Here is a 24,489-nt window from a genome sequence, read left to right as displayed (position 1 = left end):
GTCGTCGTGGCTGCGGCCAACTCAGGGTTGGCCGCAGTAGCTGTTCAGTAGTAGTTAAGGCCCATGGCGGCCTTGACCTCGGCCAGTGTCTGCGCGGCCACGGCACGGGCTTTCAGGGTGCCTTCTTTCAGCATGGCCAGCACGGCGCCTGGGTCTTGCGCGTATTCTTGGCGGCGGGCGCGGATGGGAGCCAGCAGCGTTTGCAGGATGTCTTCCAGTTCGCGTTTGATCACGGCGTCGCCCAGGCCGCCGCGCTGGTAATGCGCTTTCAGCTCGGCCACACGGTGGGCGTCGGGGTGGAATACGTCCAGGTAGGTGAACACCACATTGCCGTCTACCTGGCCGGGGTCGGCCACGCGCAGGTGATTGGGGTCGGTGTACATCATTTTCACGGCCTGGCTGATGTCGTCGGCGCTGGCGCCCAGTGTCAGCGCATTGCCCAGCGATTTGGACATCTTGGCCTTGCCGTCCACGCCTGGCAGGCGGGCGCCGGCGTCCGGCACCACGGCGCGGGCTTCCACCAGCACCGGCTCGGCCACGCTGCCGTTAAAGCGGCGCACGATTTCGTTGGTCTGCTCGATCATCGGGATCTGGTCGGCGCCTACCGGCACGATGGTGGCCTTGAAGGCGGTGATGTCGGCGGCCTGGGCGGCGGGGTAGGTGAGGAAACCGGCCGGGATGTCGCGCTCGTAGCCGCGTAGCTTGATCTCGTCCTTGATGGTGGGGTTGCGCTCCAGCCGCGACACGGTCACCAGGTTCAGGTAGTACGACGCCAGCTCGGTGAGCTCCGGTACCAGGCTCTGGATGAAGATGGTGCTCTTGGCCGGGTCAATGCCCACGGCCAGGTAGTCCAGCGCCACTTCCAGCACGTTTTCACGCACTTTCAGGTAGTTGCCCATATTGTCGGTCAGCGCCTGGGCGTCGGCCAGCAGCAGGAACTGCGGGCAGCGCTCTTGCAGGATGACGCGGTTGCGCAGCGAGCCCACGTAGTGGCCCAGGTGCAGCGGGCCGGTGGTGCGGTCACCGGTAAGAATGATGTCTTGCGGGGAAACTGTGTCCAGTAAGCTCATGCCGATCTCCGTTATATCGGGGAGGCCGACTGGGCGCTGGGTGGGGTACTGCTGGAAGTGATAAACCCGGGCGCCTTGTCAGCTGCTCCCGGGTTTGCTTTACGTACGCAACCGCGGTGCCGCCGTTAGAGGCGCCACCAGGAAAAAAACACGAATGCGGATGCGGGTTTGGTATTCATGGGGTTTATAAAAACACGGCAGTCAGCCTGGCGTCAAGCGCCGTTGTGTTGCCCTGTTGCGGGGCAGCATCGATAAACAAAACGCCGCGACAGGCGCGGCGTTGAGTGGGGGAGTACCTGCTTAGCTTGCCGGTGGCACGGTATCGGCAAAGCTGGCTTGGGCCGACAGCTTGTCGTATAGCCTTTCCAGGTTGGGGTACAGGTCGCGCCACGGCAGGTCGGCAAAGCGGAAGTCCAGATAGCCCAGCATGCAGCCGGTGGCAATGTCGGCCAGGCTGTAGCCTTCGCCGTTGCACCAGTGGCGCTCGCCCAGCATGGCCGACAGCGCGGCCAGGCCGCGGGTGACCTTGCCGTGCTGGCGGTCTACCCATTCCTGGCTCTGCTGCACCGCCGGGCGGCGGCCTTCCATCACGATATTGGCGGCCGCGTCGCAAATGCCGTCGGCCAGTGCTTCGAAACGCCGTGTTTCGATGAGCTGGCGCTTGTCTTGCGGCAGCAGGCGCGATACCGGCGAGATGGTGTCCAGGTATTCCACAATCACGCGCGAATCGTACAGGCTGCTGCCATCGTCCATCAGCAACACGGGTACCTTGCCTAGCGGGTTGAAGTCGGCCACGGTGGACGTGCTTTCCCACGGAATATCCAGCTGTAGCGGACAGTCGATCTTTTTCTCTGCCAGGACAATGCGCACCTTACGGGCGTAGGGGCTGGTTAGCGAGGCGATCAGTTTCATGGGTAGCCATCAAAAGTGTGAGTGGAATGAGTGCGTTATAGCGCATAGCCTAGGCAGCAACATAGCACAATATTTATGTATACTGTGTAAAGTGTTATCGAATTTCCACTTTGCCATTAATGTTTAGTTGAATCACGCTCTGGCCCGGCTGAAAGTTTACCGGTGCGACATCGGCGGCAGGCGCTGCGGCCATTTCGGCCTTGGCTCGCATCATCACCGGGTAGTGCGGCTGCGCACTGCCGATACTCAGCTCGGTTACCTGCTGCTGGTGTTTGCCCAGTGCTTTGCCGGCGGCGGTGGCTTGGGCTTGTAGCGCGGCAATGGCTTGCGGGATCAGCTGCGCTTCGGCCTGGCTGCGGCTACGGTCGGAGACGCCAAACTGTACGCCTTCCAGTGCCATGTATTTTTGCAGGCGGGCAATCAGCTCGGCGGTGTCGGCAAACTCGCTGCTGCGCAGTTTGACCTCGGCTCGTGCTTGCCAGCCGATGATCTTGCCGTTCTTGTCGTAGTCTGGCCAGGTGTTGTAGCTACCGCTGCTGAAGGTGACCTTGCGGTAGGGTTCGGCGTCCTGGCGCGCGCGGTTCAGCGCCTTGTTGATACGGTCGGCCAGCGTGTTTGCCTGCGGCTGCCGGTCTTGCACGTACAGGCTGGCATTGATTTCGTCGTTGGCCAGCTCCTGGCTGGCGTTGGCGGACAGGTTCAGCACGGTGACGCCAGCGTCGGCGGCCATGGTGGCAGCGGGCAGGGTGCACAACAGGGTCAGGGCGGGGAGAGTCAGGCGCATGGTGAGTTTCCTTGTCAAAAAACATCAGACTGTGCGGCACGCTGCCGGTTCTCTACCCTAACGCATTCTGCTATCTGTCGTGCATAAAATTGCCAATAATCGTGTTATTTCATGTGCTTGCTGTTACGCCAGACAAACACGGCCTGGCGCCGTGTCTGTCTGGTGTGGTTGGCGATCAGCCTAGCAGCAGGGCATCGTCGTCGATGGCTTCGCCGCGGGTCTTCTCGAACATGGCCAGCAGGTCGGTGACCTGCATGCGGCCGCGCTCCTCGCCGGCGACGTCCAGCACCACGCGCCCTTGGTGCAGCATCACGGTACGGTGGCCGTGGTCCAGCGCTTGGCGCATGGAGTGCGTCACCATCAGCGCGGTGAGCTGGTTCTCGTGCACGATGCGGTCGGTCAGCTCCAGCACGAAGGCAGCGGTTTTCGGGTCCAGCGCGGCGGTGTGTTCGTCCAGCAGCAGGATGCGCGACGGCTGCAGGCTGGCCATCAGCAGGCTCACCGCCTGACGTTGGCCGCCGGACAGCAGGCCCATGCGGTCTGGCAGGCGGTTTTCCAGCCCCAGCTTCAGCGTGGCCAGCTTGTCGCGGAACAGCTCGCGCAGGCCACGGTTCAGCGCCGGGCCAAAGCCGCGCTTGCGGCCGCGGTAGTAGGCCAGCGCCATGTTTTCTTCGATGCTGAGGTTTTCGCAGGTACCGGCCATCGGGTCCTGGAACACGCGTGCCACCAGAGCGGCGCGCTGCCAGCCCGGCGTGCGGGTGACGTCTTTGCCGTCGATGTGCAGGCTGCCGCTATCCACGATTACGTCGCCAGCCAGCGCGTTCAGGAAGGTGGATTTGCCGGCGCCGTTGCTGCCGATCACGGTGACAAACTGGCCGCTGTCGATTTGCAGCGACAGGCCGCGCAGCACCGGGTTTTCGATCGGCGTGCCGGGGTTGAAGGTCTTGAACAGATTATCGGCGCGCAGCATCAGCGGGCTCCTCCGGGTTTGCGGGCCAGCTTGGCCTTCAGCTTGGGCAGCACCAGGGCGAAGCCCACCAGTAGTGCGGTGATCAGGTTGAGGTCTTGTGCCTGCAGGCCGATGAAGTCGGCGTTCAGCGCCAGCGCGATCAGCAGGCGGTACAGCAAGGCGCCCAGCACGGTGGCCAGCGTGATGACCCACAGCGTGCGCGACGGCAGCAGCGTTTCACCGATGATGACCGCGGCCAGGCCCACCACGATGGTGCCCACGCCCATCGACACATCCGCGCCGCCCTGGGTTTGCACGTATAGCGCACCGGCGGTGGCGATCAGCGCATTGGACAGCGCCATGCCGGCCAGCACCATGCGTTCGGTAGCAATGCCCTGGGCACGCGCCATGCGGGCGTTGGCGCCAGTGGCGCGCATGGCCAGGCCGGCCTGCGAGGCAAAGAACACGTCCAGCCCCAGCTTGGCGACCACGATCAGTGCGGCCAACATGGCGGGTTGTACCTGCCAGGCAATATCGAAGTTCTCGCCGATGAAGGGGCTGAAAATGGTAGGGCTGCCGATCAGCGGCATATTGGGTGCACCCATGATGCGCAGGTTGATCGAGTACAGCGCGATCATCACCAGAATGGACGCCAGCAGCTGCAGGATGCCCAGGCGCACATTGAGCCAGGCGGTCAGCCAGCCGGAAGCCGCGCCGGCCAGCGCGGCCACGCCGCAGGCCAGCCACGGGTCGTGGCCGCCGGCAATCAGGGTAGCGGCCACGGCGCCGCCCAGCGGGAAGCTGCCATCGGCCGTGAGGTCGGGGAAGTCGAGGATGCGGAAGGAAATCAGCACACCCAGCGCCACCAGGGCGAAGATCAGGCCGATTTCCATGGCACCCATCAGGGCGATCAGGGTCATGATGCGGGTCTTTCAATAGCAACGCGCAGCTCGTGGCTGCGCGGTGGAGTGACAGGTTGGCCGCAAGGTGTGCGGCCAACCTGACGGCTTTACTTCACGGTATCGCTGGCTTCTTTCAGCAGCGCCGGGCTCAGGGTGACGCCCTGTTTCTGGGCGGCAGCCGGGTTCAGCGTCAGCGACAGCTTGTCGCCTACCTGCGGGGCGATGGCGCCGGCTTTTTCGCCCTTCAGGATGCGCACCACCAGCTTGCCGGTCTGGCGGCCGATGTCGTAGTAGTTCTGGCCCAGGGCGGCGATGGCGCCACGTTTCACCGAGTCGGTATCGGACGCCACCAGCGGCAGCTTGCCTTGCTGGGCCACGGCGGCCAGCGATTCGTAGGTGGACACCACGTTGTTGTCGGTGCTGGTGTACAGCACGTCCACTTTACCGATCAGGTTCTTGGCGGCCGGGGCCACGTCCACGGTACGCGGTGCAGGGGCTTCTACCAGGCTCATGCCGCGCTTGGCCAGCTCGGTTTTCAGCTCTTTGGCCACCACTACCGAGTTCACTTCACCCGGGCTGTACACCATGCCCACGCGCTTGGCACCCGGCTTGATCTTGGCGATCAGGTCCAGCTGCGGTGCCAGCGCCAGTTTGTCGGATACACCGGTCACGTTGGTTTTGGACGGCTGCCAGCTCGGTACCAGCTTGGCGGCAACCGGGTCGGTAACGGCGGTGAACACCACCGGAATGCTGCGGGTAGCGGCTACGGCGGCCTGGGCGCTAGGGGTGGCGATGGCCACGATCACGTCCGGCGCATCACCCACGAATTTCTTGGCGATCTGCGCGGCGGTGGCCGGGTTGCCCTGTGCGCTCTGGTACTGGTACTTGATCTGCTTGCCCGGCTCGAAACCGGCGGCTTTCAGTTCGTCCTCGATGCCTTTGCGTGCGGCGTCCAGTGCCGGGTGGTCCACGATGGCGGTAACGGCGACCGACTTTTGCTCGGCGGCGTGGGCAAACAGGGGCAGGCTGGCAGCCAGTGCTGCAGCCAGGAGGGTACGGCGGACAATCGTGCTCATCTTGCTAGCTCCGGGGCGTGACAGGTTGTTGTGCAATGCGATATTTGCGCAATGATATGTCAAAGCTTCAGGGCTTTCAGATTGTGCAAAGCAATAATATTCCAAATATTGTATTCAAAAAGTAGAATGTGCCAACATGGTGCGTGTGCAAAAAGAATGCGGCCAACAAGGTTGGCCGCAGGGGGTGAATGCTGGCGAATTGTGTAGTCGCTTTATTTCAGACTGGGCCTAATCCAGATACTCGGCCCCGGGCAGGGTAAAGAAATCGATAAATTCCTCGCTGCTGACCAGCAAGTCGAACAGCAGGGCCGCATCGTCAAAATGCCGGCTCCAGCGGCTGCCGTACTCGGCGTGCAGCCGGTTGATTTCGTCTGCGGCCAGGCTGCGCACCAGGGCTAGGCTGATCTTGCGGCCATCGTCCAGATAGCCTTTGGGGCTGTGTACCCACTGCCATAGCTGCGCCCGGGCAATTTCGGCGGTGGAGGCTTCTTCCAGCTGCTGGTGAATCAGTACGCAGCCGCGCCCGCTCATCCAGGCGCCCAGGTACTGTATGCCCACGCTGATATTGTTGCGGATGCCTTGCTCGGTAATCGGCGCTTCAGGCTGAAAGTTCAGCAAGTCAGCCGCGCTGATGTGCACGTCGTCGCGCTGGCGTGCCAGCTGGTTGGCCGCATCGCCCAGCACGCTGCGGTAGGCGTCCAGCGCCAGCGGTACCAGCGCCGGGTGGGCTACCCAGCTACCATCGTAGCCATCGCGCGCTTCGCGCTGTTTTTCCTGGAAGATCGCCGCCATTGCCTGGTCGTTGGCTGCCGGGTCGTGCTTGTTGGGTGCCAGTGACGACATGCCGCCTATGGCCGGTGCGCCGCGCTGGTGGCAGGTTTTCAGCAATAGCAGGGCGTAGGAGCGCATGAAGGGCACGGTCATGCTGATGCGTTCGCGGTCTGCCAGGCAGAAATGCCTGGCTTGGCAAAATGCGCGGATGCAGCTGAACAGGTAGTCCCAGCGCCCGGCGTTCAGGCCGGCGCTGTGCTCGCGCAGGGCGTACAGGATTTCGTGCATTTCGAACGCCGCCAGGATGTGTTCGATCATCACGGTGGCGCGTATGGTGCCGGTGGGTAGGCTCTGCGCAGCCTGTGCCGCCACAAACACGTCATTCCACAGCACGGCTTCGTGGTGGTTTTCCAGCTTGGGCAGGTAGTAGTAGATGCCTTTGCCGGCGGCGTGCAGGGGGCTGGCGTGGTGGAAAAAGCTCAGCCCAAAGTCGAACAGGGCGGCGCTGACGGGCTGGCCATCCACCCGCAGGTGTTTTTCGGCCAGGTGCCAGCCGCGTGGCCTCACCATCAGCGTGGCGTGGGCAGGGTTCAGCTGGTAATGCTTGCCTTCCGGGCTGTGGTAGCTCAGGGTACCGCGCCAGGCGTCGCTTACGTTCTGGTGGCCGCTAACGATATTGTCCCAGCCGGGGCTGGTCGCGTCTTCGAAGTCGGCCATGAAGCAGCTGGCGCCGGCATTCATGGCATTGATCATGGTGCGGCGCTCTACCGGGCCGGTGATCTCTACTCGGCGGTCTTGCAGCTCGGCGGGCAGAGGGGCGATTTGCCAGTCGCCCTCGCGGATGGCGCGTGTCTCCGGCAGAAAGTCGGGCAGGTGGCCTGCATCCAGTTGTGCCTGGCGTTGCTGACGCTGCAATAAAAGATGACGCCGCCGTGTATCGAACTGCCGGTGCAGGCTGGCAATAAAGTCCAGCGCAGCCGTGCTGAACAGCGCTTCATGAGCCGGTTTGACCGGGGCCAGTATCTCTACGCCTTGCGGCAGTTGCAACGCCATGCACTCTCTCCGTATTGATGTTGTCATGGCCGCTTGGTATGCGGGCTCTGCATTTTTTTGCCAGTGTACCGCCAAGTTATGTCAGGAAACAGGCGCAAAAACCCATAACATTTTTTACTTTAATAGTGATAAATGGCACGGGTTGGCGTAGGGCTGCCAAGTCTTTTCTGCCATGTATATTGCATTGTCCTGATTTGTAATGGGCGTTGCCAGCATTCAGCCCTACTTATTGAAACAAAATAGCCAACCCTGTCCAAACAGACAGGGTTGTGCTGCATTCATACTGGATCAGGGTGAAATCCTGCCTGCCTTGCCGATGACTTGGCATAGATCGCGTGACTTGTTGTGTATTGGAGTCTGTATCCAATGTGGCGTGCATCGCTGACTGCTTGAAAGTGCCGATGGCCCTGCGGCATAGTCGCGCCCTTGCGCGCTAGCCTGAACGCAGGCGGGTGCCATGTTCACTACAACAACACTGACAAAGCCGGCGGTTTTCGCGCCCCACGAGGGCGCGTTTTCATTGGCCGGGCAGGGACAAGAGAATGAGTTTGTTACGCAAGAAAGACGTTCATCAGATGATGGCCGCATCGCAAGGCGCGGGGGTGCTGCGCAAGGAGCTGTCCGCTTTCGACCTGACCATGCTGGGTATTGGCGCCATCATCGGCACCGGTATTTTCGTGCTGACCGGCACCGGTGCGACAGTGGCTGGCCCCGGGCTGGTGCTGTCTTTCATCATTGGTGCCATCGCCTGCGGCTTCGCTGCGCTGTGCTACGCGGAGTTTGCCGCCATGCTGCCGGTGTCCGGTTCTACCTATACCTATGCCTACGCCACGTTGGGCGAGTTGGTGGCGTGGATTATCGGCTGGGATTTGATGCTGGAGTACCTGCTGGCGTCTTCGGCGGTATCGGTGGGCTGGTCTGGCTATTTCCAGAGCTTGCTGGCGGGCTTTGGTGTGCATCTGCCTGATGCGTTGACCGCAGCGGCGGGTGCCCGCCCGGGGGTAGATACCGTTTTCAACCTGCCGGCGTTTGTTATTGCCATGCTGGTGACCGCACTGCTGGCGTTTGGTATCAAAGAATCCAAACGCGTGAACAACGTGGTAGTGCTGATCAAGGTGGCGGTGGTGCTGGTGTTTATCGGCGTGGCGGTTTGGCATGTGAAACCGGCCAACTGGAGCCCGGCGTTGCCCTACGGCATGGATGGCGTGTTCCATGGCGCGGCGATCGTGTTTTTCAGCTTTCTGGGGTTTGATGCGGTGACCTGCGCCGCCGAAGAAGTCAAAAACCCGGACAAGGATATTCCGCGTGGCGTGCTGTGGTCGCTGGGTATCTGCTCGCTGTTGTACGTGGTGGTATCGGCCATCATGACCGGTATCGTGCCTTATATGCAGTTCAAGGGTATTGACCACCCGGTATCGCTGGCGCTGCAAGTGGCCAAGCTGGACTGGTTCGCCGGCTTTGTCGACCTGGGCGCGATCCTGGGCATGCTGACGGTGATTCTGGTGATGACCTACGGCCAGACCCGCATCCTGTTTGCCATGTCGCGTGATGGCCTGCTGCCGAAAATCTTCAGCGATGTACACCCGAAATACGGTACCCCTTACAAGGCCACCTGGCTGATCGGTAGCATCATCGCGCTGATCGCCGGCTTTGTGCCGCTGGGTACGCTGGCCGAGCTGGTGAATATCGGCACGCTGGCGGCGTTCTCGCTGATTGCTGCGGCCATTATCGTGCTGCGCAAGCGCGAGCCGAATCTGCCGCGCAAATTCCATTGCCCCGGCGTGCCCTACGTACCGGCGCTGGCCATTGTGTTCTGCGTGTTCCTGATGAGCCAGCTGTCCTGGCTGACCTGGGTATGCTTTGCCGTATGGTTGCTGATTGGCCTGGTGGTGTACTTTGGCTATTCGCGCCAGCGTTCGCTGCTGCACAAAGCTTGATGCATAAGCAAGCGTTGTAAGCTGCTTAGGTAAAACCCCCGTCAGCGAACGGGGGTTTTGTTTGGCTTGTGCCAGCACCGCTTTACCGTTGCCGATAGCGCAAGTTGGCCGCAGGCTTGAAAAGAAAAACCCCCGTCACAGGACGGGGGTTTTTGACGCAGACGGCGGGGTCGAGTCGCCGTTTGATGTCGTAAAGCTTAGTGGAACTGCTCTTCTTCGGTAGAGCCGGTCAGCGCGGTAACCGAGGACTTGCCACCCTGGATCACGGTGGTGATGTCGTCGAAGTAACCGGTGCCCACTTCCTGCTGGTGCGATACGAAGGTGTAGCCACGGTCGCGTGCAGCGAATTCCGGCTCCTGTACCTTCTCCACGTAGGCGGACATGCCGCGCGCCACGTAGTCTTGTGCCAGATCGAACATGTTGTACCACATGTTGTGGATGCCAGCTAGGGTGATGAACTGGTACTTGTAGCCCATGGCGCCCAGCTCGCGCTGGAACTTGGCGATGGTGGCATCGTCCAGGTTTTTCTTCCAGTTGAAGGAAGGCGAGCAGTTGTAAGCCAGCATCTTGCCCGGGTGTTTGGCGTGTACGGCTTCGGCGAAGCGGCGGGCGAATTCCAGATCCGGGGTACCGGTTTCGCACCATACCAGGTCAGCGTACTCGGCGTAGGCTACGGCACGGCTGATGGCTTGCTCCAGACCTTTCTTGGTCTTGTAGAAGCCTTCGGCAGTACGTTCGCCGGTCAGGAATGGCTTGTCGTTTTCATCGTAGTCGCTGGTCAGCAGGTCGGCAGCTTCCGCGTCAGTACGGGCGATCACCAGGGTAGGCACGCCGTATACGTCGGCAGCCATACGGGCGGCGATCAGTTTCTGTACGGCTTCCTGGGTCGGTACCAGTACCTTGCCGCCCATGTGGCCGCATTTTTTCACGGAAGCCAGCTGATCTTCAAAGTGCACGCCGGAAGCGCCTGCACGGATCATGGCTTTCATCAGTTCGTAGGCGTTCAGTACGCCACCGAAACCGGCTTCGGCATCGGCTACGATCGGAGCGTAGTAGTCTACGTAACCGGCATCGCCTTTTTCCAGGCCTTTGGAATGCTGGATTTCGTCAGCACGGGTGAAGGCGTTGTTGATGCGCTCTACCACTTTCGGTACCGAGTCAACCGGGTACAGCGACTGGTCCGGGTACATGGCAGCGTATTCGTTGTTGTCAGCGGCAACTTGCCAGCCGGACAGGTAGATGGCCTTGATGCCCGCTTTTACTTGTTGCATGGCCTGGCCGCCGGTGAGTGCGCCCAGACAGTTGATGTACGGCTCGTTGTTCACCAGATTCCACAGCTTCTCGGCGCCGGCACGGGCAATGGTGTGCTCGACTTGCAGCGAGCCGCGCAGACGCTCTACATCAGCAGCGGTGTAACCGCGTTTGATGCCTTTCCAGCGCGGATTGGTATCCCAGTCGTGTTGAATGGCGGCGATGCGTTGTTCGCGAGTAGTCATGGTAAACCCTTCACTTTGATAGTTTCGTTTTGCCGGTAAGCCGGCACTCCCAGTTTCTGTTGATGCGGGCCGGTGTTCCGGCCTTTATGCGTCTTGTCGCCACCTGGTTTGGGGGTGGCTTTGGCTGCCGGAAACCGCCCCGGATAAGGGGCTGGCGGGCCGTGCAGTAGCGCTGTTGTGGAAACATTTAAGCATAAAAAAATCGGAAAGTGTGCAGTGCAGCAAAAAAAAATCCTTTGTTTTCAATTGGTAACAAACGTGCACGCAAACGAACCGATTCGAACGCTTGTTTTTGTGCACTTGCGAAAAGAATGGCAAACAAGCGCACATGGAAAAGCCTGTTTCCGGGGGCTTGAAATTCCACACGATGCCCCTATCTGGAAAAGGTCTTTTTGACTTCAGCCAAATGGAAGCGTCATGCAGGAAAATCAGAATAGCCAAGCAGAAGAAGTGCTTGATCAGGGGCAGACCCCGAATGAAAACGCGGCGGATACCGCAGAAACCCGCGTCGCTGCACTGGAAGCCGAAGTTGCAGAACTGAAAGAACAGTATCTGCGTGCACGGGCCGAAACCGAAAACGTTCGCCGCCGTGCCGCGGATGATGTCGTGAACGCCCAGAAGTTTGCCGCGCAGAAGTTCGCCTCCGAACTGCTGGCGGTAAAAGACAGCCTGGAAATGGCACTTTTGGATCAGTCCGGCCAGTTTGAAACACTCAAATTTGGTGTGGACCTGACCCTGAAGCAGCTGAGCGCCGCTTTCGAGAAAGGCCAGATCACCGAGATCAGCCCGCTGGGTGAAAAGCTGGACCCGCACAAACACCAGGCCATCAGCACCGAAGAATCGGAAGCCGAAGCCAACACCGTGGTGCGTGTCATGCAAAAAGGCTACCTGATTGCCGACCGCGTACTGCGCCCGGCCATGGTGGTGGTAGCCAAGCCCAAAGCCTGAAGGCCAGCGTGGTTTGAGTCCCTCTTGAAATTGTGGCGATAGCCAATATCTGACAGAACAACAGGCCGCTGCGGCCAACACTGCGGCGGTTTAAGAGACAAAGTTTGACGAAAGGAATAGCCAGTCATGGGCAAAATTATCGGTATTGACCTGGGTACAACCAACTCCTGCGTGGCCGTAATCGAAGGCGGCAACCCGAAAGTAATCGAGAACGCCGAAGGCGCACGTACCACCCCTTCCATCATTGCTTACATGGAAGACGGCGAGATCCTGGTAGGTGCACCGGCCAAGCGTCAGGCCGTGACCAACCCGAAAAACACCCTGTACGCGGTGAAGCGCCTGATTGGCCATCGTTTTGAAGACAAAGAAGTACAGAAAGACATCGATATGATGCCTTTCGAGATCATGCGCGCCAAAAACGGCGATGCCTGGGTGAAAGTACGCGACCAGGAACTGGCCCCGCCGCAGATCTCCGCAGAAGTGCTGCGCAAGATGAAAAAGGCCGCCGAAGACTACCTGGGCGAAGAAGTCACCGAAGCCGTGATTACCGTACCGGCTTACTTCAACGACAGCCAGCGTCAGGCCACCAAAGATGCAGGCCGTATTGCCGGCCTGGACGTAAAGCGCATCATCAACGAACCGACTGCTGCAGCCCTGGCTTTTGGCCTGGCCAAGCAAGAAGGTGACCGCAAGATCGCCGTATACGATCTGGGCGGTGGTACCTTCGATATTTCCATCATTGAAATCGCCGACGTAGACGGCGAGCACCAGTTCGAAGTGCTGGCTACCAACGGTGACACCTTCCTGGGCGGCGAAGACTTCGACCAGCGCGTGATCGACTACATCGTTACCGAGTTCAAGAAAGAGCAAGGCGTTGACCTGAAGAACGACGTGATGGCCCTGCAGCGCCTGAAAGAAGCCGCTGAAAAAGCCAAGATCGAACTGTCGTCCGCCACCCAGACCGAAGTGAACCTGCCGTATATCACCATGGACGCTACCGGCCCGAAACACCTGGCGATGAAAATCACCCGCGCCAAGTTCGAAAGCCTGGTAGAAGACCTGGTACAGCGCTCCATCGAGCCGTGCAAGGTAGCGCTGAAAGACGCTGGCGTGTCGCTGGCTGACATCACCGACGTGATTCTGGTGGGCGGTCAGACCCGTATGCCGAAAGTACAGGAAGCCGTAAAAGCCTTCTTCGGTAAAGAGCCACGCCGTGACGTGAACCCGGACGAAGCCGTCGCTGTAGGCGCCGCCATTCAGGGTTCCGTCCTGTCGGGCGACCGCAAAGACGTACTGCTGCTGGACGTGACCCCGCTGTCGCTGGGTATCGAAACCATGGGCGGCATCCTGACCAAGCTGATCCAGAAGAACACCACCATCCCGACCAAAGCGTCGCAAGTGTTCTCCACTGCAGCCGACAACCAGACCGCGGTAACCATCCACGTGCTGCAAGGCGAGCGTGAAAAAGCTGCGGCCAACAAGTCGCTGGGCCAGTTCAACCTGGGTGATATCCCGCCGGCACCGCGTGGCGTACCGCAGATCGAAGTGGAATTCAACATCGACGCCAACGGTATCCTGCACGTGTCTGCCAAAGACAAGGCTACCGGCAAGCAAGCCAACATCACCATCCAGGCTTCGTCCGGCCTGTCCGAAGACGAAATCCAGCAAATGGTGCGTGACGCCGAGCTGAACGCCGAAGAAGACAAGAAACTGTCCGAACTGGTACAAGCCCGCAACCAGGGTGAAGGCCTGATTCACAGCGTGAAAAAATCGCTGACCGAGTACGGCGACAAGATCTCTGCTGACGAAAAAGCCGCGATCGAAGCCGCGCTGAAAGAAGCCGAAGAAGTGATCGGTGGTGACGACAAAGAAGCCATCGACGCCAAGGTTCAGGCGCTGATGACTGCCTCGCACAAACTGGCCGAGCACATGTACGCCGACAAGGGTGCCGAAGGCGCCACTGCCGAGCCACAGGCTGACGGCAAGAAAGACGACGGCAACGTGGTTGACGCCGAATTCGAAGAAGTGAAGAAGTAAGCTTCTGCGATAACGGCAAGGCACAGGCCCTTTCGGGGGCGCTGTGCCTTTTCCATGATATGCGGCCAACCCTGATGGTTGGCGCGAGGTGAGACAGCATGGCGAAAAAGGATTTCTACGAGGTACTGGGCGTCAATCGCGATGCGTCGGACGACGACATCAAGAAGGCCTATCGCAAGCTGGCGATGAAGTACCACCCGGACCGTAACCCGGACAGCAAGGAAGCAGAAGACAAGTTCAAGGAAGGCAAGGAAGCCTACGAGATCTTGTCCGACCCGCAAAAGCGTGCCGCCTACGACCAGTACGGCCACGCCGGCGTGGACCCGCAAGCCGGTATGGGCGGTGGCGGCCAGGGCTTTGGCGGCTTTGATTTCGGCGATATTTTCAGCGATATCTTTGGTGGCGGCGGTGGTGGCCGTGGCGGGCGCAGCAATGTGTACCGTGGCTCCGACCTGCGTTACAACATGGAAATCACGCTGGAAGAAGCCGCGCGCGGCTGCGAAAAGCAGATCCGCATCCCGTCGCATGAAAGCTGCGACGTGTGCCACGGCAGCGGCGCCAAACCAGGCACCCAACCGAAAACGTGTACCACCTGCGGTGGCCACGGCCAGGTACGCATGAGCCAGGGCTTCTTCTCCATCCAGCAAACCTGCCCTACCTGCCATGGCAGCGGCAAGCAGATTACCGACCCGTGCCACAAGTGCCACGGTGCCGGCCAGGTGAAGACGCACAAGACGCTGAACGTGAAGATTCCTGCTGGTGTGGATGAGGGTGACCGCATCCGCCTGTCCGGCGAGGGTGAGCCGGGCCAGAACGGCGGCCCGTCCGGCGATTTGTTCGTGGTCGTGCACGTCAAGAAGCACAGCGTGTTCGAGCGCGATGGCAAAGACCTGCACTGCGAAATGCCGATCAGCTTTACCGTAGCCGCGCTGGGTGGCGAGGTGGAAATCCCGACGCTGGACGGCATGGTGAAGGTGAAGATCGCTGCCGAAACGCAGAGCGGCCGCGTTTACCGCGTGCGTGGCAAGGGCGTGAAATCGGTGCGTGGCGCCGACATTGGCGACCTGATGTGCCACGTGGTGGTGGAAACCCCGGTGAACCTGACCGAGCGCCAGCGCGAGCTGCTGCGCGAATTCGAGGCGATCAGCCAGGGTGATGTGGCTACCCACACCCCGCGTGCCAAGTCGTTTGTCGACAAGCTGAAGGATTTCTTCGGTTAAGCTTATCGAAATATTGTTGTAGCCAGGACGCACCGCCAGGGTTTACCCGCGGTGCGTTTTTTTATTTTCCGGCAATCATCGTGCGCGTGGCGGCGATTGTCTGACAAATAATGGTTAATGTATCCAGGCGTCTAGCTCTACAGGTTTTGTTTCAGTATGGTTGCGGCTTCGCAAAGCGGGCGACAACGACCTGCGCGATGCGGTAGCCCCGACCAGGCTACCGGCTTTGTGGGAAAGCAAATACCTGACATCAAAGGAGCAAACATGCAGGAGTTAGTCGATTTTCTGAACGGCTGGATCTGGAGCAAAGGGCTGATTTTCCTTTGCCTTGGCGTTGGCCTGTATTTCTCTATCCGTAGCCGTTTCGCGCAAGTACGCCATTTTGGCGAAATGATCCGCCTGATGTTTGACGGCAAAAGCGATAGCAGCGGCGTATCGTCGTTCCAGGCGCTGGCCATGACCCTGGCTGGCCGTGTGGGTACCGGCAACATTGCCGGTGTGGCCACAGCCATCACCTTTGGTGGCCCCGGCGCCATCTTCTGGATGTGGATGGTAGCCTTCCTGGGCGCCAGCTCGGCGTTTGTCGAATCCACCCTCGGCCAGATCTACAAAGAGAAGATCAATGGCGAGTACCGTGGCGGCCCGGCTTTCTACATTGAAAAAGGCCTGGGTATGAAGCCGTTTGCCATCGTGTTTGCGATTGCAACCATCTTTGCCTGCGGCGTGCTGCTGCCGGGTACCCAGTCCAACTCCATTGGTGCCGGTCTGGAAAAAGCCTTGGGCATTGATCCTAATGTCACCGCAGCCATCCTGGCGCTGATGTTGGGCTTCATCATCTTTGGCGGCGTGAAGCGTATCGCCAAGTTTGCCGAGATCGTGGTGCCGTTCATGGCACTGGCCTACATCATTGTGGCCTGCGTGATTGTGGCCTTGCATATTGATCAGCTGCCACACGTGCTGAGCCTGATCTTCAAGAGTGCCTTCGGTATGGATGCCGGCTTTGGCGCCATCCTGGGTCTGGCGATCCAGTGGGGCGTGAAGCGTGGTGTGTATTCCAACGAAGCTGGCCAGGGTACCGGCCCGCACGCTTCGTCTGCCGCTGCGGTATCCCACCCTGCCAAGCAAGGCCTGGTGCAGGCGTTCTCGGTCTACATCGATACCCTGTTCGTATGCTCGGCTACCGCCTTCATGCTGCTGATTACCGGCCAGTACAACGTACAAGGCCCGGATGGTCAGGCCATGTTCACCGGTATTGCCGGTGTGGCAGCAGGCCCTGGGTATGTGCAGACCGCCATGGAAAACATCATGCCGGGCTTTGGTAGCGTGTTTGTGGCGGTGGCACTGTTCTTCTTTGCCTTCACCACCATCATCGCTTACTACTACATTGCCGAAACCAACATCGCCTACCTGAGCCGCAAGGTAAACCGCCCATGGCTGACCCTGGTACTGAAAGTAGGCATCATGGCTACCGTGGTATACGGCACCGTGAAAACGGCTGACCTGGCCTGGGGCCTGGGCGATATCGGTGTGGGCATGATGGCGTGGATGAACATTGCCGCCATCCTGTTGCTGCAGAAACCGGCCTTTATTGCGCTGCGCGATTACGAAGCGCAAAAAGCGCAGGGTCTGGACCCGGTGTTCCATCCAGAGAAGCTGGGCATCAAGAATGCCGACTACTGGACCGGCCACCAGGCAGAAGACAATCTGGAAGCCGAGCGTCAGCATGGCGGCCAACCGGTATACGACAAGGTCTGATATCCTTCGACTTACCAATCAAACTTGACACGCCGGGGCTACCCCGGCGTTTTTCATTGCGGACACACCATGAATCTGCTGCACGAAACCTGGTTCTGGGTACTGATCATCGTTGCCCCGGTGGGCACCGTTATCGCCACGCTGGCGCGCATGTCGAAAAAAAGTGGCGACGGCAAGCTGCCGCCTGGCGTCATCCCCGGTACCTACGCGCCTTCCAGCAAGGATGGTAGCGCCTACCGCTGCCCAGGTGACACCGCCCCCAGCGCAGAAGAGACGCCGCCAGAACAGCGCTAGGCGCAGGGTTGGCCGCATGGCGGCTAACTTGTTTTGCCGCAAATCTTATTGAACTAGTGCTGTCTGCGCGGTCTGAGCTTTGCTATCTTCATGCCCGTTCTCACTACACCTGCCGAGAGATACCCATGTTTGCCAACCGTTACTTTCCTGCTACCCGCCTGCGCCGCATGCGCCGTGATGATTTTTCCCGCCGCCTGATGCGTGAAAATGTGCTGACCACCAATGACCTGATCTACCCGGTATTCGTGCTGGAAGGCGAGGGCCGCGAGGAAGAAGTAGCGTCCATGCCAGGCGTGAAGCGCCAGAGCCTGGACAAACTGCTGGACACGGCTGCCGAAGCGGTGGCGCTGGGTATTCCGATGCTGTCCATCTTCCCGGTGATCGAAACCGGCAAGGACAACTCCGGCGAGGAAGCTTACAACCCGGATGGCTTGGTCCCTACCGTGGTGCGGGCGCTGAAAGCACGCTTCCCGCAGCTGGGCATCATGACCGACCTGGCGCTGGACCCGTACACCGTGCACGGCCAGGATGGCTTGCTGGACGATAGTGGCTACGTGCTGAACGATGAGACCACCGAAATCCTGGTGCAGCAGGCGCTATGCCACGCTGCCGCCGGTGCCGACGTACTGGGCCCGTCCGACATGATGGACGGCCGCATCGGCGCGATCCGCAGCGCGCTGGAAGACGAAGGCTTTATCCACACCAAGATTCTGGCTTACAGCGCCAAATACGCGTCGGCTTTCTATGGCCCGTTCCGCGATGCGGTAGGCTCGGCGGCCAACCTGGGCAGCGCCGACAAGTACACCTATCAGATGGACCCGGCCAACCTGGACGAGGCGCTGTACGAAGTGGCGATGGATCTGGAAGAAGGCGCGGACATGGTGATGATCAAACCGGGCATGCCTTACCTGGACGTGATCCGCCGTATCAAGGACACCTTCAAGGTACCTACCTACGCCTATCAGGTGTCCGGCGAGTACGCCATGCTGAAGGCGGCAGTGCAAAACGGCTGGCTGAATGAAGAAAAATGCATGATGGAAAGCCTGCTGGCGTTCAAGCGCGCGGGGGCTGACGGTATCCTGACCTATTACGCACTGGACGCGGCACGGGTAATCCGCCGCGGCTAAACCCCCGCCCTGATTTCTTTGCAATGCGGCCAACCTTGGCCGCATTTTTTATGGCTGGCGCGCCGGCTTGGCCACAAACATCACGCACTGGCGGCCGGTCGCTTCCTGTACATCCAGTACCGGCGAGCGCTTGCTCTTGATCTGCATGGCACGGCAGCCGTAAGGAAAGCGCGCATCGTGCGTAATGTAATAGTGCTGGCAGTGGCGGCATTGTGGGGGAGTGGCAGGCTGGCTCACGGCAGAACGGGCAGGGTAGTCAGGGGCTGGCTATTGTCGCACGGCACGGTAACACTCACCCCCGGAAAATCGCGCGAAACTGTCCCTGATAATGTGGCGGGCAGGGGTCTAGAATGGTGACAGAAACATTGCAGCCGTGCCGCAGTACGGCACCTGCCACACCACAGGGATAGCCCATGAACCATACCTACCTCGCCCATCTGCAAGCCACGCTGGCGCATATCCGTGCTGACGGTTTTGAAAAACCGGAGCGCGTGATTGCTACCCCGCAACGCGCCGGCATCACCCTGAGCGGTGGCCGTGATGTGCTGAACTTCTGCGCCAACAACTACCTGGGCCTGGCCGACGACGCGCGCCTGATTGCCGCGGCCAAGCAGGGCCTGGACGACTACGGTTACGGCTGTGCCTCGGTACGCTTTATCTGCGGTACCCAGCAGGTGCACAAAGACCTGGAAGCGGCGATTTCCGGCTTTCTGGGCACCGACGACACCATCCTGTACTCCAGCTGCTTCGACGCTAACGGTGGTGTATTCGAAACCCTGCTCACCGAAGAAGACGCGGTGATCTCGGACGAGCTGAACCACGCCTCCATCATTGATGGCGTGCGCCTGTGCAAAGCCAAGCGCTTCCGTTACAAGAATAACGATATGGCCGACCTGGAAGCCCAGCTGCAAGCTGCCGACGCCGCTGGCGCGCGCTTCAAGCTGGTGGTGACCGACGGCGTGTTCTCCATGGACGGCATCATCGCCGACCTGAAAACCCTGTGCGACGTGGCCGAGCGCTACGGTGCCATCGTGATGGTGGACGACTCGCACGCGGTAGGTTTTATCGGTGACAGCGGTGCCGGTACCCCCGAGCTGTGCGGCGTGGCCGACCGTGTGGATATCTACACCGGTACGCTGGGCAAGGCGCTGGGCGGGGCATCGGGCGGTTATGTATCGGCGCGCCAGCCTATCGTAGACCTGCTGCGCCAGCGCTCGCGCCCTTATCTGTTTTCCAACACCCTGGCGCCAGCCATTACCGCCGCCAGCCTGAAAGTGCTGCAGATTCTGCAAACCGAAGAGGGCGACACGCTGCGTGCCAACCTCAAACGTAATGCCGATTACTTCCGCAGCGCCATGAGCGACGCCGGCTTTACCCTGGTGCCGGGGCAGCACCCCATCATTCCGGTGATGCTGGGCGATGCCAAACTGGCGGGCGATATGGCTGCGGCCCTGCTGGACGAAGGCGTGTTTGTCACCGGCTTCTCCTACCCGGTAGTGCCCAAGGGCAAGGCGCGCATCCGTACCCAGATGTCCGCCGGCCACACGCTGGAGCAGGTGCAGCACACCGTAGCCGCCTTCATCAAGGTTGGCCGCAAACTGGGCGTGATTTGACCAAATGATTCTTTGCCACGAAAGACACGAAAACACACCGGACACTGCCTTGCCGCTACCCCATTACGCTGCGGCTGGCGGGCTAGCTTGTCCGTGTGGTTCCGTGTGGTTCCGTGGCAAAACACAGGAGTAATTGCATGAAAGCACTCGCCAAACTGCAGGCCGCACCCGGCCTGAGCATGACCGATGTACCAATGCCGGAAGTGGGCCATAACGACCTGCTGATCAAGATCACCAAAACCGCCATTTGCGGTACCGACATCCATATCTGGAACTGGGACGACTGGGCACAGAAAACCATCCCGGTGCCGATGCACGTAGGCCACGAGTACGTGGGCGTGGTGGCCGGCATGGGCTCGGAAGTGCAGGGCTTTACCATTGGCCAGCGCGTATCCGGCGAAGGCCACATCACCTGCGGTTACTGCCGTAACTGCCGCGCCGGCCGCCGCCACCTGTGCCGCAATACCACCGGTGTGGGCGTGAACCGCGAAGGCGCGTTTGCCGAATACCTGGTGATTCCGGCGTTCAACGCCTTCCCGATTCCGGATGACATTTCCGACGACCTGGCCTCCATCTTCGACCCGTTCGGCAATGCCGTGCACACCGCACTGAGCTTCAATTTGGTGGGCGAGGACGTACTGATTACCGGCGCAGGCCCGATCGGCATCATGGCGGTGGCTATCGCCAAGCACGTGGGCGCCCGCCATGTGGTGATTACCGACGTCAACGACTACCGCCTGGACCTGGCGCGCCAGATGGGCGCCACCCGCGCCGTGAACGTTGGCCGCGAAGACCTGAAAGCCGTGATGCAGGAGCTGCACATGACTGAAGGCTTCGACGTGGGCCTGGAAATGTCCGGCAACCCGCACGCCTTCCGCCAGATGCTGGATGTGATGAACCACGGCGGCAAAGTTGCCTTGCTGGGTATTCCGCCTGCTAACACTTCCATCGACTGGAACCAGGTCATCTTCAAAGGGCTGGAGATCAAGGGCATCTACGGCCGCGAAATGTTCGAAACCTGGTACAAGATGGTGGCGCTGATCCAGTCCGGGCTGGATATCACCCCGATTGTGACCCACCATTTCAAGGTGGACGACTTCGAGGCCGGCTTTGCCGCCATGCTGTCCGGCCAGAGCGGCAAGGTGATTCTGGACTGGCAGTAAGCACGGGCACGATACCTCGTGCATGGCTTATCGAACCCGGCTGCGGCCGGGTTTTGTTTTGCCGGTATGCTGCGGCCAACCTTCTGCCTGCCAGCGGCAGGGCGGGCGCTCGAACGCTAGCCAGCCATGCTAGAATCGCGTGAGATCACACAAGAATTCAGGGATAAAGCGATGTCTGGCAATAGCATGGGTTTGCTGTTTACTGTTACCTCTTTTGGCGAGAGCCACGGCCCGGGAATCGGCTGCATTGTGGATGGCTGCCCGCCGGGGCTGGCCCTGACCGAAGCGGATATCCAGCTTGAGCTGGACCGCCGCAAACCAGGCACCAGCCGCCACGTGACCCAGCGCCGCGAGCCGGACGCTGTCGAGATACTGTCCGGCGTATACGAAGGCAAAACCACCGGTACACCCATCGCCCTGCTGATTCGCAACACAGACCAGCGCAGCAAGGACTACGGCAATATCGCCGACACCTTCCGCCCCGGCCACGCCGACTACACCTACTGGCACAAGTACGGCATTCGCGACCCGCGTGGCGGTGGCCGCTCTTCCGCCCGTGAAACCGCGGTGCGCGTGGCCGCCGGTGCCATCGCCAAGAAGTGGCTGAAAGAGCAGTTCGGCATCGTTATCCGTGGCCATATGACGCAGATCGGCGACGTCGCCATCCCGTTCAAAAGCTGGGATCTGGTCGATAGCAACCCGTTCTTTGCCGCGGATGACAGCGTGGTGCCGCAGCTGGAAGCGTATATGGACAGCATCCGCAAGAGCCTGGACTCGGTCGGCGCCCGCCTGCGCGTGGTGGCCGATAATGTGCCGGTAGGCTGGGGCGAGCCGGTATACGACCGCCTGGACGCCGACATCGCCTACGCCATGATGAACATCAACGCTGTGAAAGGCGTAGAAATCGGCGCCGGTTTTGGCTGCGTTACCCAGCGCGGCAGCGAGCACGGCGACGAGCTTACCCCCGAAGGCTTTGCCAGTAACCACGCGGGCGGCATTCTGGGGGGCATCTCTACCGGCCAGCAGATCGAAGTCTCCATGGCGATCAAGCCGACTTCGTCCATTGCCCAGCCGCGCCGCAGCATCAACAAGGCCGGTGAAGCCATCACGGTAGAAACCCATGGCCGCCACGATCCGTGTGTAGGCATTCGCGCCACGCCTATTGCCGAGGCAATGCTGGCGCTGGTGCTGATTGACCATGCGCTACGCCATCGTGCGCAGTGTGGTGACGTGCGGGTGGATACACCGCGCATCCCCGGCAGCATCGGCTAAATTGACATTAACCTATCGCACCATGATGGACGCCTGACCATGTTCAAAAACCTGTTTGACAAGCTGTCCCGCAAAGAAGACACACCGCTTGCGGCCAACGAGCCCGGCGCCGTGCCGGGGGCAGGCAAGGCGACCCCGGCCGGCCAGGCGGCGGCAGAGCCGGCACCGGTGCTGCCGCATACCCTGGGCTTTGTCACGCACCAGCCGCTGCACGATATGCAGCTGCGCGTGGTGGCCTACGAGTTCATGGTGCGTGATGCGGTGAAGCGCCGCGAATCCAGCGCTAGCCAGTGGTCGCAGTTCGACCGGCTGATGATCAGCACGCTCATCAATATGGACGTGTTCCGCCTGCTGGCTTTCCGCCGTGCGCTGGTGCATATCTCTACCATTTCTCTGGGCGACCCGGCACTGGAAGGCTTTCCTGCCGAGCGGGTGATTTTTGTGCTGAACCCGGCCATGGACGAACCGGTTACTGTCGATACCATCAGCAAGATCGACGCGCATCGCGCGGCCGGCCGCCGTTTTGCTATCGAGCCGGCACTATTTGGCCATAGCGTGCTGCCGCCGCCGCTGCAGGACGATATGCTGTCGCGCATGGATGTGCTGATCATGGACTTTGCCGCCCCGGCCGACGAAGTGCTGGCCCCCTTTATGGACCAGCTGCCAGGCAAGTACCCGGCGGCGCGTTGGTACGCACGCAATATCGGCTCGGCAGAAGAGTTTGACGTGTGCGTGAAAACGCCGGGCGCGGCCAAGCGCTTTGCGCTGTACCAGGGCAGCTTCCTTACCAACTTCCACCCGGTGCCCAACGCCAAGGCCGACGCCAGCCAGATGCGCGTGCTGGAAATCATGCGCCTCTTGCGCGCCGGTGCCGAAAGCCGCGAGATCGACGCACAGTTCAAGCTGGACTCGGTGCTGCTATTCAAGCTGCTGCGCTTTATCAACTCGCCGATGAATGGCCTGTCGCGCAAGGTCATGACCATCGAAGAGTCGCTCATGCTGCTGGGGCGCGAGTCTTTGTTCAAATGGCTGACCATGCTGCTGTTTACCTCGCGCAAGAGCGAGGATGGCCGCTCGCTGGCACTGCTGGAGCGCTCGCTGTTCCGCGCGCGCTTTATGGAAGCGTTGGGGCAAAAGGGCGGCAACCACAAGCTGGAGTGCGAGCACCTGTTCCTTACCGGCATGTTCTCGCTGCTGGATTCGCTGATGCAGGTCGAGCTGAACGATGCGCTGTCGCCGCTGGAGCTGCCGCCTACCGTGATCGATGCGCTGCTCAATCAACATGGCCTGTTTGCACCGTACCTGGCACTGGCGATTTCGGCCGAGCAAGACAACCACGAGCGCATGACCACGCTGGCGCGCATGCTCAAGCTGGATGCGGAGGACGTAAACCGCATTCATCTGGACGCCATGGTCTGGGCGCAGGAAATTCTGGGGCAAAACGCGGACTGAGTCTGCCGCGCCAGACAGTGACAGCAAACACCGCCATGTGCGGTGTTTTTTCATATTGGCCGCAGGTAGCTGGCTTGCTCGGAATATTTGAAAGGCCTCGGCAGTTTTTTAATCTTTTATCAGCATGGCCATGTTTGTATATTGTCGCTATCAGCAATCAAGCAAGGAGGCAGTGATGAGCAAGGTATTCCAATCCCGCCAGGTAGAGCGTCTGGTGCAAGGTAGCGATACGTCCGACGGCGCGGGTGTCAAGCTCAAGCGCGTGCTCACGCAAGACCTTCAGCGCCGGCTAGACCCGTTTCTGATGCTGGACGAGTTCCGCTCCGATAACCCGGGCGATTACATTGCCGGTTTCCCGCCGCACCCGCATCGCGGCTTCGAAACGGTTACCTATATGCTGGCAGGCCGTATGCGTCACCGCGACAGCGGCGGTAATGAAGGCCTGCTCGGGCCTGGTGGCGTGCAATGGATGACAGCCGGGCGCGGGGTGATCCATTCCGAAATGCCGGAACAGGAAGAAGGCCTGATGCACGGCTTTCAGCTGTGGATCAACCTGCCTGGCGCACGCAAGATGATTCCAGCCGCTTATCAGGACATTCCTGCGGCCAACATTCCGCTGCTGCAGCTCGAGAATGATATTAGCGTCAAGGTCATCGCC

Annotated in this window: 22 protein-coding genes (1 of these 22 cut by a window edge); 12 read left to right on the top strand and 10 right to left on the bottom strand. The window is 60.4% G+C overall.

Features of this window, described 5'->3' with window-relative positions; all coding sequences use genetic code 11:
* Window positions 1–44 precede the first annotated feature (44 nt).
* From trpS to aceB, 7 genes are all read right to left on the bottom strand, one after another.
* Window positions 45–1,070, bottom strand: a complete 1,026-nt coding sequence (trpS, locus tag LCH97_RS08915; RefSeq protein ID WP_227301427.1) for a tryptophan--tRNA ligase — start codon at window positions 1,068–1,070, stop codon at window positions 45–47.
* 300 nt (window positions 1,071–1,370) lie between these two features.
* Complete coding sequence (locus LCH97_RS08910) at window positions 1,371–1,982, bottom strand: glutathione S-transferase (RefSeq protein ID WP_227301426.1); 612 nt, start codon at window positions 1,980–1,982, stop codon at window positions 1,371–1,373.
* 94 nt (window positions 1,983–2,076) lie between these two features.
* Window positions 2,077–2,766 (bottom strand): SIMPL domain-containing protein, encoded by a 690-nt coding sequence (locus LCH97_RS08905; RefSeq protein ID WP_227301425.1) that lies wholly within the window; start codon window positions 2,764–2,766, stop codon window positions 2,077–2,079.
* A gap of 175 nt (window positions 2,767–2,941) precedes the next feature.
* Window positions 2,942–3,736, bottom strand: a complete 795-nt coding sequence (locus LCH97_RS08900) for an ABC transporter ATP-binding protein (RefSeq protein WP_227301424.1) — start codon at window positions 3,734–3,736, stop codon at window positions 2,942–2,944.
* Entirely contained in the window at window positions 3,736–4,635 is a 900-nt protein-coding gene (locus tag LCH97_RS08895; RefSeq protein ID WP_227301423.1) for an ABC transporter permease, read from the bottom strand. Before LCH97_RS08895 ends, LCH97_RS08900 begins: the two co-directional genes overlap by 1 nt.
* An 89-nt stretch (window positions 4,636–4,724) precedes the next feature.
* Window positions 4,725–5,693, bottom strand: a complete 969-nt coding sequence (locus LCH97_RS08890; protein WP_227301422.1) for an ABC transporter substrate-binding protein — start codon at window positions 5,691–5,693, stop codon at window positions 4,725–4,727.
* A gap of 228 nt (window positions 5,694–5,921) precedes the next feature.
* Window positions 5,922–7,517 carry a malate synthase A gene (gene aceB, locus LCH97_RS08885; protein ID WP_227301421.1) on the bottom strand — a complete coding sequence of 532 codons (1,596 nt, stop codon included), beginning with the start codon at window positions 7,515–7,517 and terminating at the stop codon, window positions 5,922–5,924.
* Window positions 7,518–8,059: 542 nt separating this feature from the next.
* On the opposite strand from aceB, the gene LCH97_RS08880 reads away from it, so the two are divergent.
* Window positions 8,060–9,454 (top strand): amino acid permease, encoded by a 1,395-nt coding sequence (locus tag LCH97_RS08880; protein ID WP_227301420.1) that lies wholly within the window; start codon window positions 8,060–8,062, stop codon window positions 9,452–9,454.
* 197 nt (window positions 9,455–9,651) lie between these two features.
* Here the strand turns inward: LCH97_RS08880 and aceA are convergent, their stop codons facing one another.
* Window positions 9,652–10,950 (bottom strand): isocitrate lyase, encoded by a 1,299-nt coding sequence (aceA, locus tag LCH97_RS08875; RefSeq protein WP_227301419.1) that lies wholly within the window; start codon window positions 10,948–10,950, stop codon window positions 9,652–9,654.
* Between the two features lie 187 nt (window positions 10,951–11,137).
* On the bottom strand, window positions 11,138–11,314 hold the full coding sequence (locus LCH97_RS08870) for a hypothetical protein (RefSeq protein ID WP_227301418.1): 177 nt from the start codon (window positions 11,312–11,314) through the stop codon (window positions 11,138–11,140).
* Between the two features lie 53 nt (window positions 11,315–11,367).
* On the opposite strand from LCH97_RS08870, the gene grpE reads away from it, so the two are divergent.
* The 6 genes from grpE to hemB all read left to right on the top strand — a co-directional run bounded on the left by grpE (window position 11,368) and on the right by hemB (window position 18,331).
* Window positions 11,368–11,898: a nucleotide exchange factor GrpE gene (grpE, locus tag LCH97_RS08865; protein WP_017508097.1), complete on the top strand. Its 531-nt coding sequence runs from the start codon at window positions 11,368–11,370 to the stop codon at window positions 11,896–11,898.
* Between the two features lie 126 nt (window positions 11,899–12,024).
* Window positions 12,025–13,935 (top strand): molecular chaperone DnaK, encoded by a 1,911-nt coding sequence (gene dnaK / locus LCH97_RS08860; RefSeq protein ID WP_017508096.1) that lies wholly within the window; start codon window positions 12,025–12,027, stop codon window positions 13,933–13,935.
* Between the two features lie 98 nt (window positions 13,936–14,033).
* On the top strand, window positions 14,034–15,155 hold the full coding sequence (dnaJ, locus tag LCH97_RS08855; RefSeq protein ID WP_227301417.1) for a molecular chaperone DnaJ: 1,122 nt from the start codon (window positions 14,034–14,036) through the stop codon (window positions 15,153–15,155).
* 264 nt (window positions 15,156–15,419) lie between these two features.
* A complete protein-coding gene (locus LCH97_RS08850; RefSeq protein WP_227301416.1) occupies window positions 15,420–16,910 on the top strand; it encodes a sodium:alanine symporter family protein in 1,491 nt (496 codons plus the stop codon).
* Window positions 16,911–16,979: 69 nt separating this feature from the next.
* Complete coding sequence (locus tag LCH97_RS08845; protein WP_227301415.1) at window positions 16,980–17,204, top strand: hypothetical protein; 225 nt, start codon at window positions 16,980–16,982, stop codon at window positions 17,202–17,204.
* 125 nt (window positions 17,205–17,329) lie between these two features.
* A complete protein-coding gene (gene hemB / locus LCH97_RS08840) occupies window positions 17,330–18,331 on the top strand; it encodes a porphobilinogen synthase (RefSeq protein ID WP_147682830.1) in 1,002 nt (333 codons plus the stop codon).
* Between the two features lie 48 nt (window positions 18,332–18,379).
* On the opposite strand, the gene LCH97_RS08835 is transcribed toward hemB, so the two are convergent.
* Window positions 18,380–18,568: a hypothetical protein gene (locus LCH97_RS08835; protein ID WP_227301414.1), complete on the bottom strand. Its 189-nt coding sequence runs from the start codon at window positions 18,566–18,568 to the stop codon at window positions 18,380–18,382.
* 176 nt (window positions 18,569–18,744) lie between these two features.
* Between LCH97_RS08835 and LCH97_RS08830 the strand changes: the two genes are divergently transcribed.
* The 5 genes from LCH97_RS08830 to LCH97_RS08810 all read left to right on the top strand — a co-directional run.
* Window positions 18,745–19,944, top strand: coding sequence for a glycine C-acetyltransferase (locus tag LCH97_RS08830; protein ID WP_227301413.1), 1,200 nt, complete (start codon window positions 18,745–18,747; stop codon window positions 19,942–19,944).
* Between the two features lie 137 nt (window positions 19,945–20,081).
* Window positions 20,082–21,107: an L-threonine 3-dehydrogenase gene (tdh, locus tag LCH97_RS08825; protein WP_227301412.1), complete on the top strand. Its 1,026-nt coding sequence runs from the start codon at window positions 20,082–20,084 to the stop codon at window positions 21,105–21,107.
* A 171-nt stretch (window positions 21,108–21,278) separates the two neighbouring features.
* Window positions 21,279–22,379 (top strand): chorismate synthase, encoded by a 1,101-nt coding sequence (gene aroC / locus LCH97_RS08820; protein ID WP_227301411.1) that lies wholly within the window; start codon window positions 21,279–21,281, stop codon window positions 22,377–22,379.
* Between the two features lie 39 nt (window positions 22,380–22,418).
* Window positions 22,419–23,831 carry an EAL and HDOD domain-containing protein gene (locus LCH97_RS08815; protein ID WP_227301410.1) on the top strand — a complete coding sequence of 471 codons (1,413 nt, stop codon included), beginning with the start codon at window positions 22,419–22,421 and terminating at the stop codon, window positions 23,829–23,831.
* A 175-nt stretch (window positions 23,832–24,006) separates the two neighbouring features.
* Window positions 24,007–24,489, top strand: partial view of a pirin family protein gene (locus LCH97_RS08810; RefSeq protein ID WP_227301409.1) — the 5' portion only. 363 nt of this gene lie beyond the right edge of the window; only the first 483 of its 846 coding nucleotides appear in the window; its start codon is at window positions 24,007–24,009; its stop codon lies beyond the right edge, outside the window.

The organism is Vogesella sp. XCS3, from assembly GCF_020616155.1.
In the GTDB taxonomy this organism is placed as follows: Bacteria; Pseudomonadota; Gammaproteobacteria; order Burkholderiales; family Chromobacteriaceae; genus Vogesella.
The sequence above is the reverse complement of the archived record's forward strand: the minus strand, read 5'-3'. Positions and strand labels throughout refer to the sequence as shown.

Coding starts and splice junctions, on each gene's coding strand:
- aroC (WP_227301411.1), top strand. CDS start 21,279: ATGTCTGGCAATAGCATGGGTTTGCTGTTTACTGTTACCTCTTTTGGC.
- LCH97_RS08900 (WP_227301424.1), bottom strand. CDS start 3,736: ATGCTGCGCGCCGATAATCTGTTCAAGACCTTCAACCCCGGCACGCCG.
- LCH97_RS08815 (WP_227301410.1), top strand. CDS start 22,419: ATGTTCAAAAACCTGTTTGACAAGCTGTCCCGCAAAGAAGACACACCG.
- LCH97_RS08910 (WP_227301426.1), bottom strand. CDS start 1,982: ATGAAACTGATCGCCTCGCTAACCAGCCCCTACGCCCGTAAGGTGCGC.
- aceB (WP_227301421.1), bottom strand. CDS start 7,517: ATGGCGTTGCAACTGCCGCAAGGCGTAGAGATACTGGCCCCGGTCAAA.
- dnaK (WP_017508096.1), top strand. CDS start 12,025: ATGGGCAAAATTATCGGTATTGACCTGGGTACAACCAACTCCTGCGTG.
- LCH97_RS08880 (WP_227301420.1), top strand. CDS start 8,060: ATGAGTTTGTTACGCAAGAAAGACGTTCATCAGATGATGGCCGCATCG.
- trpS (WP_227301427.1), bottom strand. CDS start 1,070: ATGAGCTTACTGGACACAGTTTCCCCGCAAGACATCATTCTTACCGGT.
- hemB (WP_147682830.1), top strand. CDS start 17,330: ATGTTTGCCAACCGTTACTTTCCTGCTACCCGCCTGCGCCGCATGCGC.
- aceA (WP_227301419.1), bottom strand. CDS start 10,950: ATGACTACTCGCGAACAACGCATCGCCGCCATTCAACACGACTGGGAT.
- LCH97_RS08895 (WP_227301423.1), bottom strand. CDS start 4,635: ATGACCCTGATCGCCCTGATGGGTGCCATGGAAATCGGCCTGATCTTC.
- dnaJ (WP_227301417.1), top strand. CDS start 14,034: ATGGCGAAAAAGGATTTCTACGAGGTACTGGGCGTCAATCGCGATGCG.
- LCH97_RS08890 (WP_227301422.1), bottom strand. CDS start 5,693: ATGAGCACGATTGTCCGCCGTACCCTCCTGGCTGCAGCACTGGCTGCC.
- LCH97_RS08845 (WP_227301415.1), top strand. CDS start 16,980: ATGAATCTGCTGCACGAAACCTGGTTCTGGGTACTGATCATCGTTGCC.
- LCH97_RS08830 (WP_227301413.1), top strand. CDS start 18,745: ATGAACCATACCTACCTCGCCCATCTGCAAGCCACGCTGGCGCATATC.
- LCH97_RS08905 (WP_227301425.1), bottom strand. CDS start 2,766: ATGCGCCTGACTCTCCCCGCCCTGACCCTGTTGTGCACCCTGCCCGCT.
- tdh (WP_227301412.1), top strand. CDS start 20,082: ATGAAAGCACTCGCCAAACTGCAGGCCGCACCCGGCCTGAGCATGACC.
- LCH97_RS08850 (WP_227301416.1), top strand. CDS start 15,420: ATGCAGGAGTTAGTCGATTTTCTGAACGGCTGGATCTGGAGCAAAGGG.
- grpE (WP_017508097.1), top strand. CDS start 11,368: ATGCAGGAAAATCAGAATAGCCAAGCAGAAGAAGTGCTTGATCAGGGG.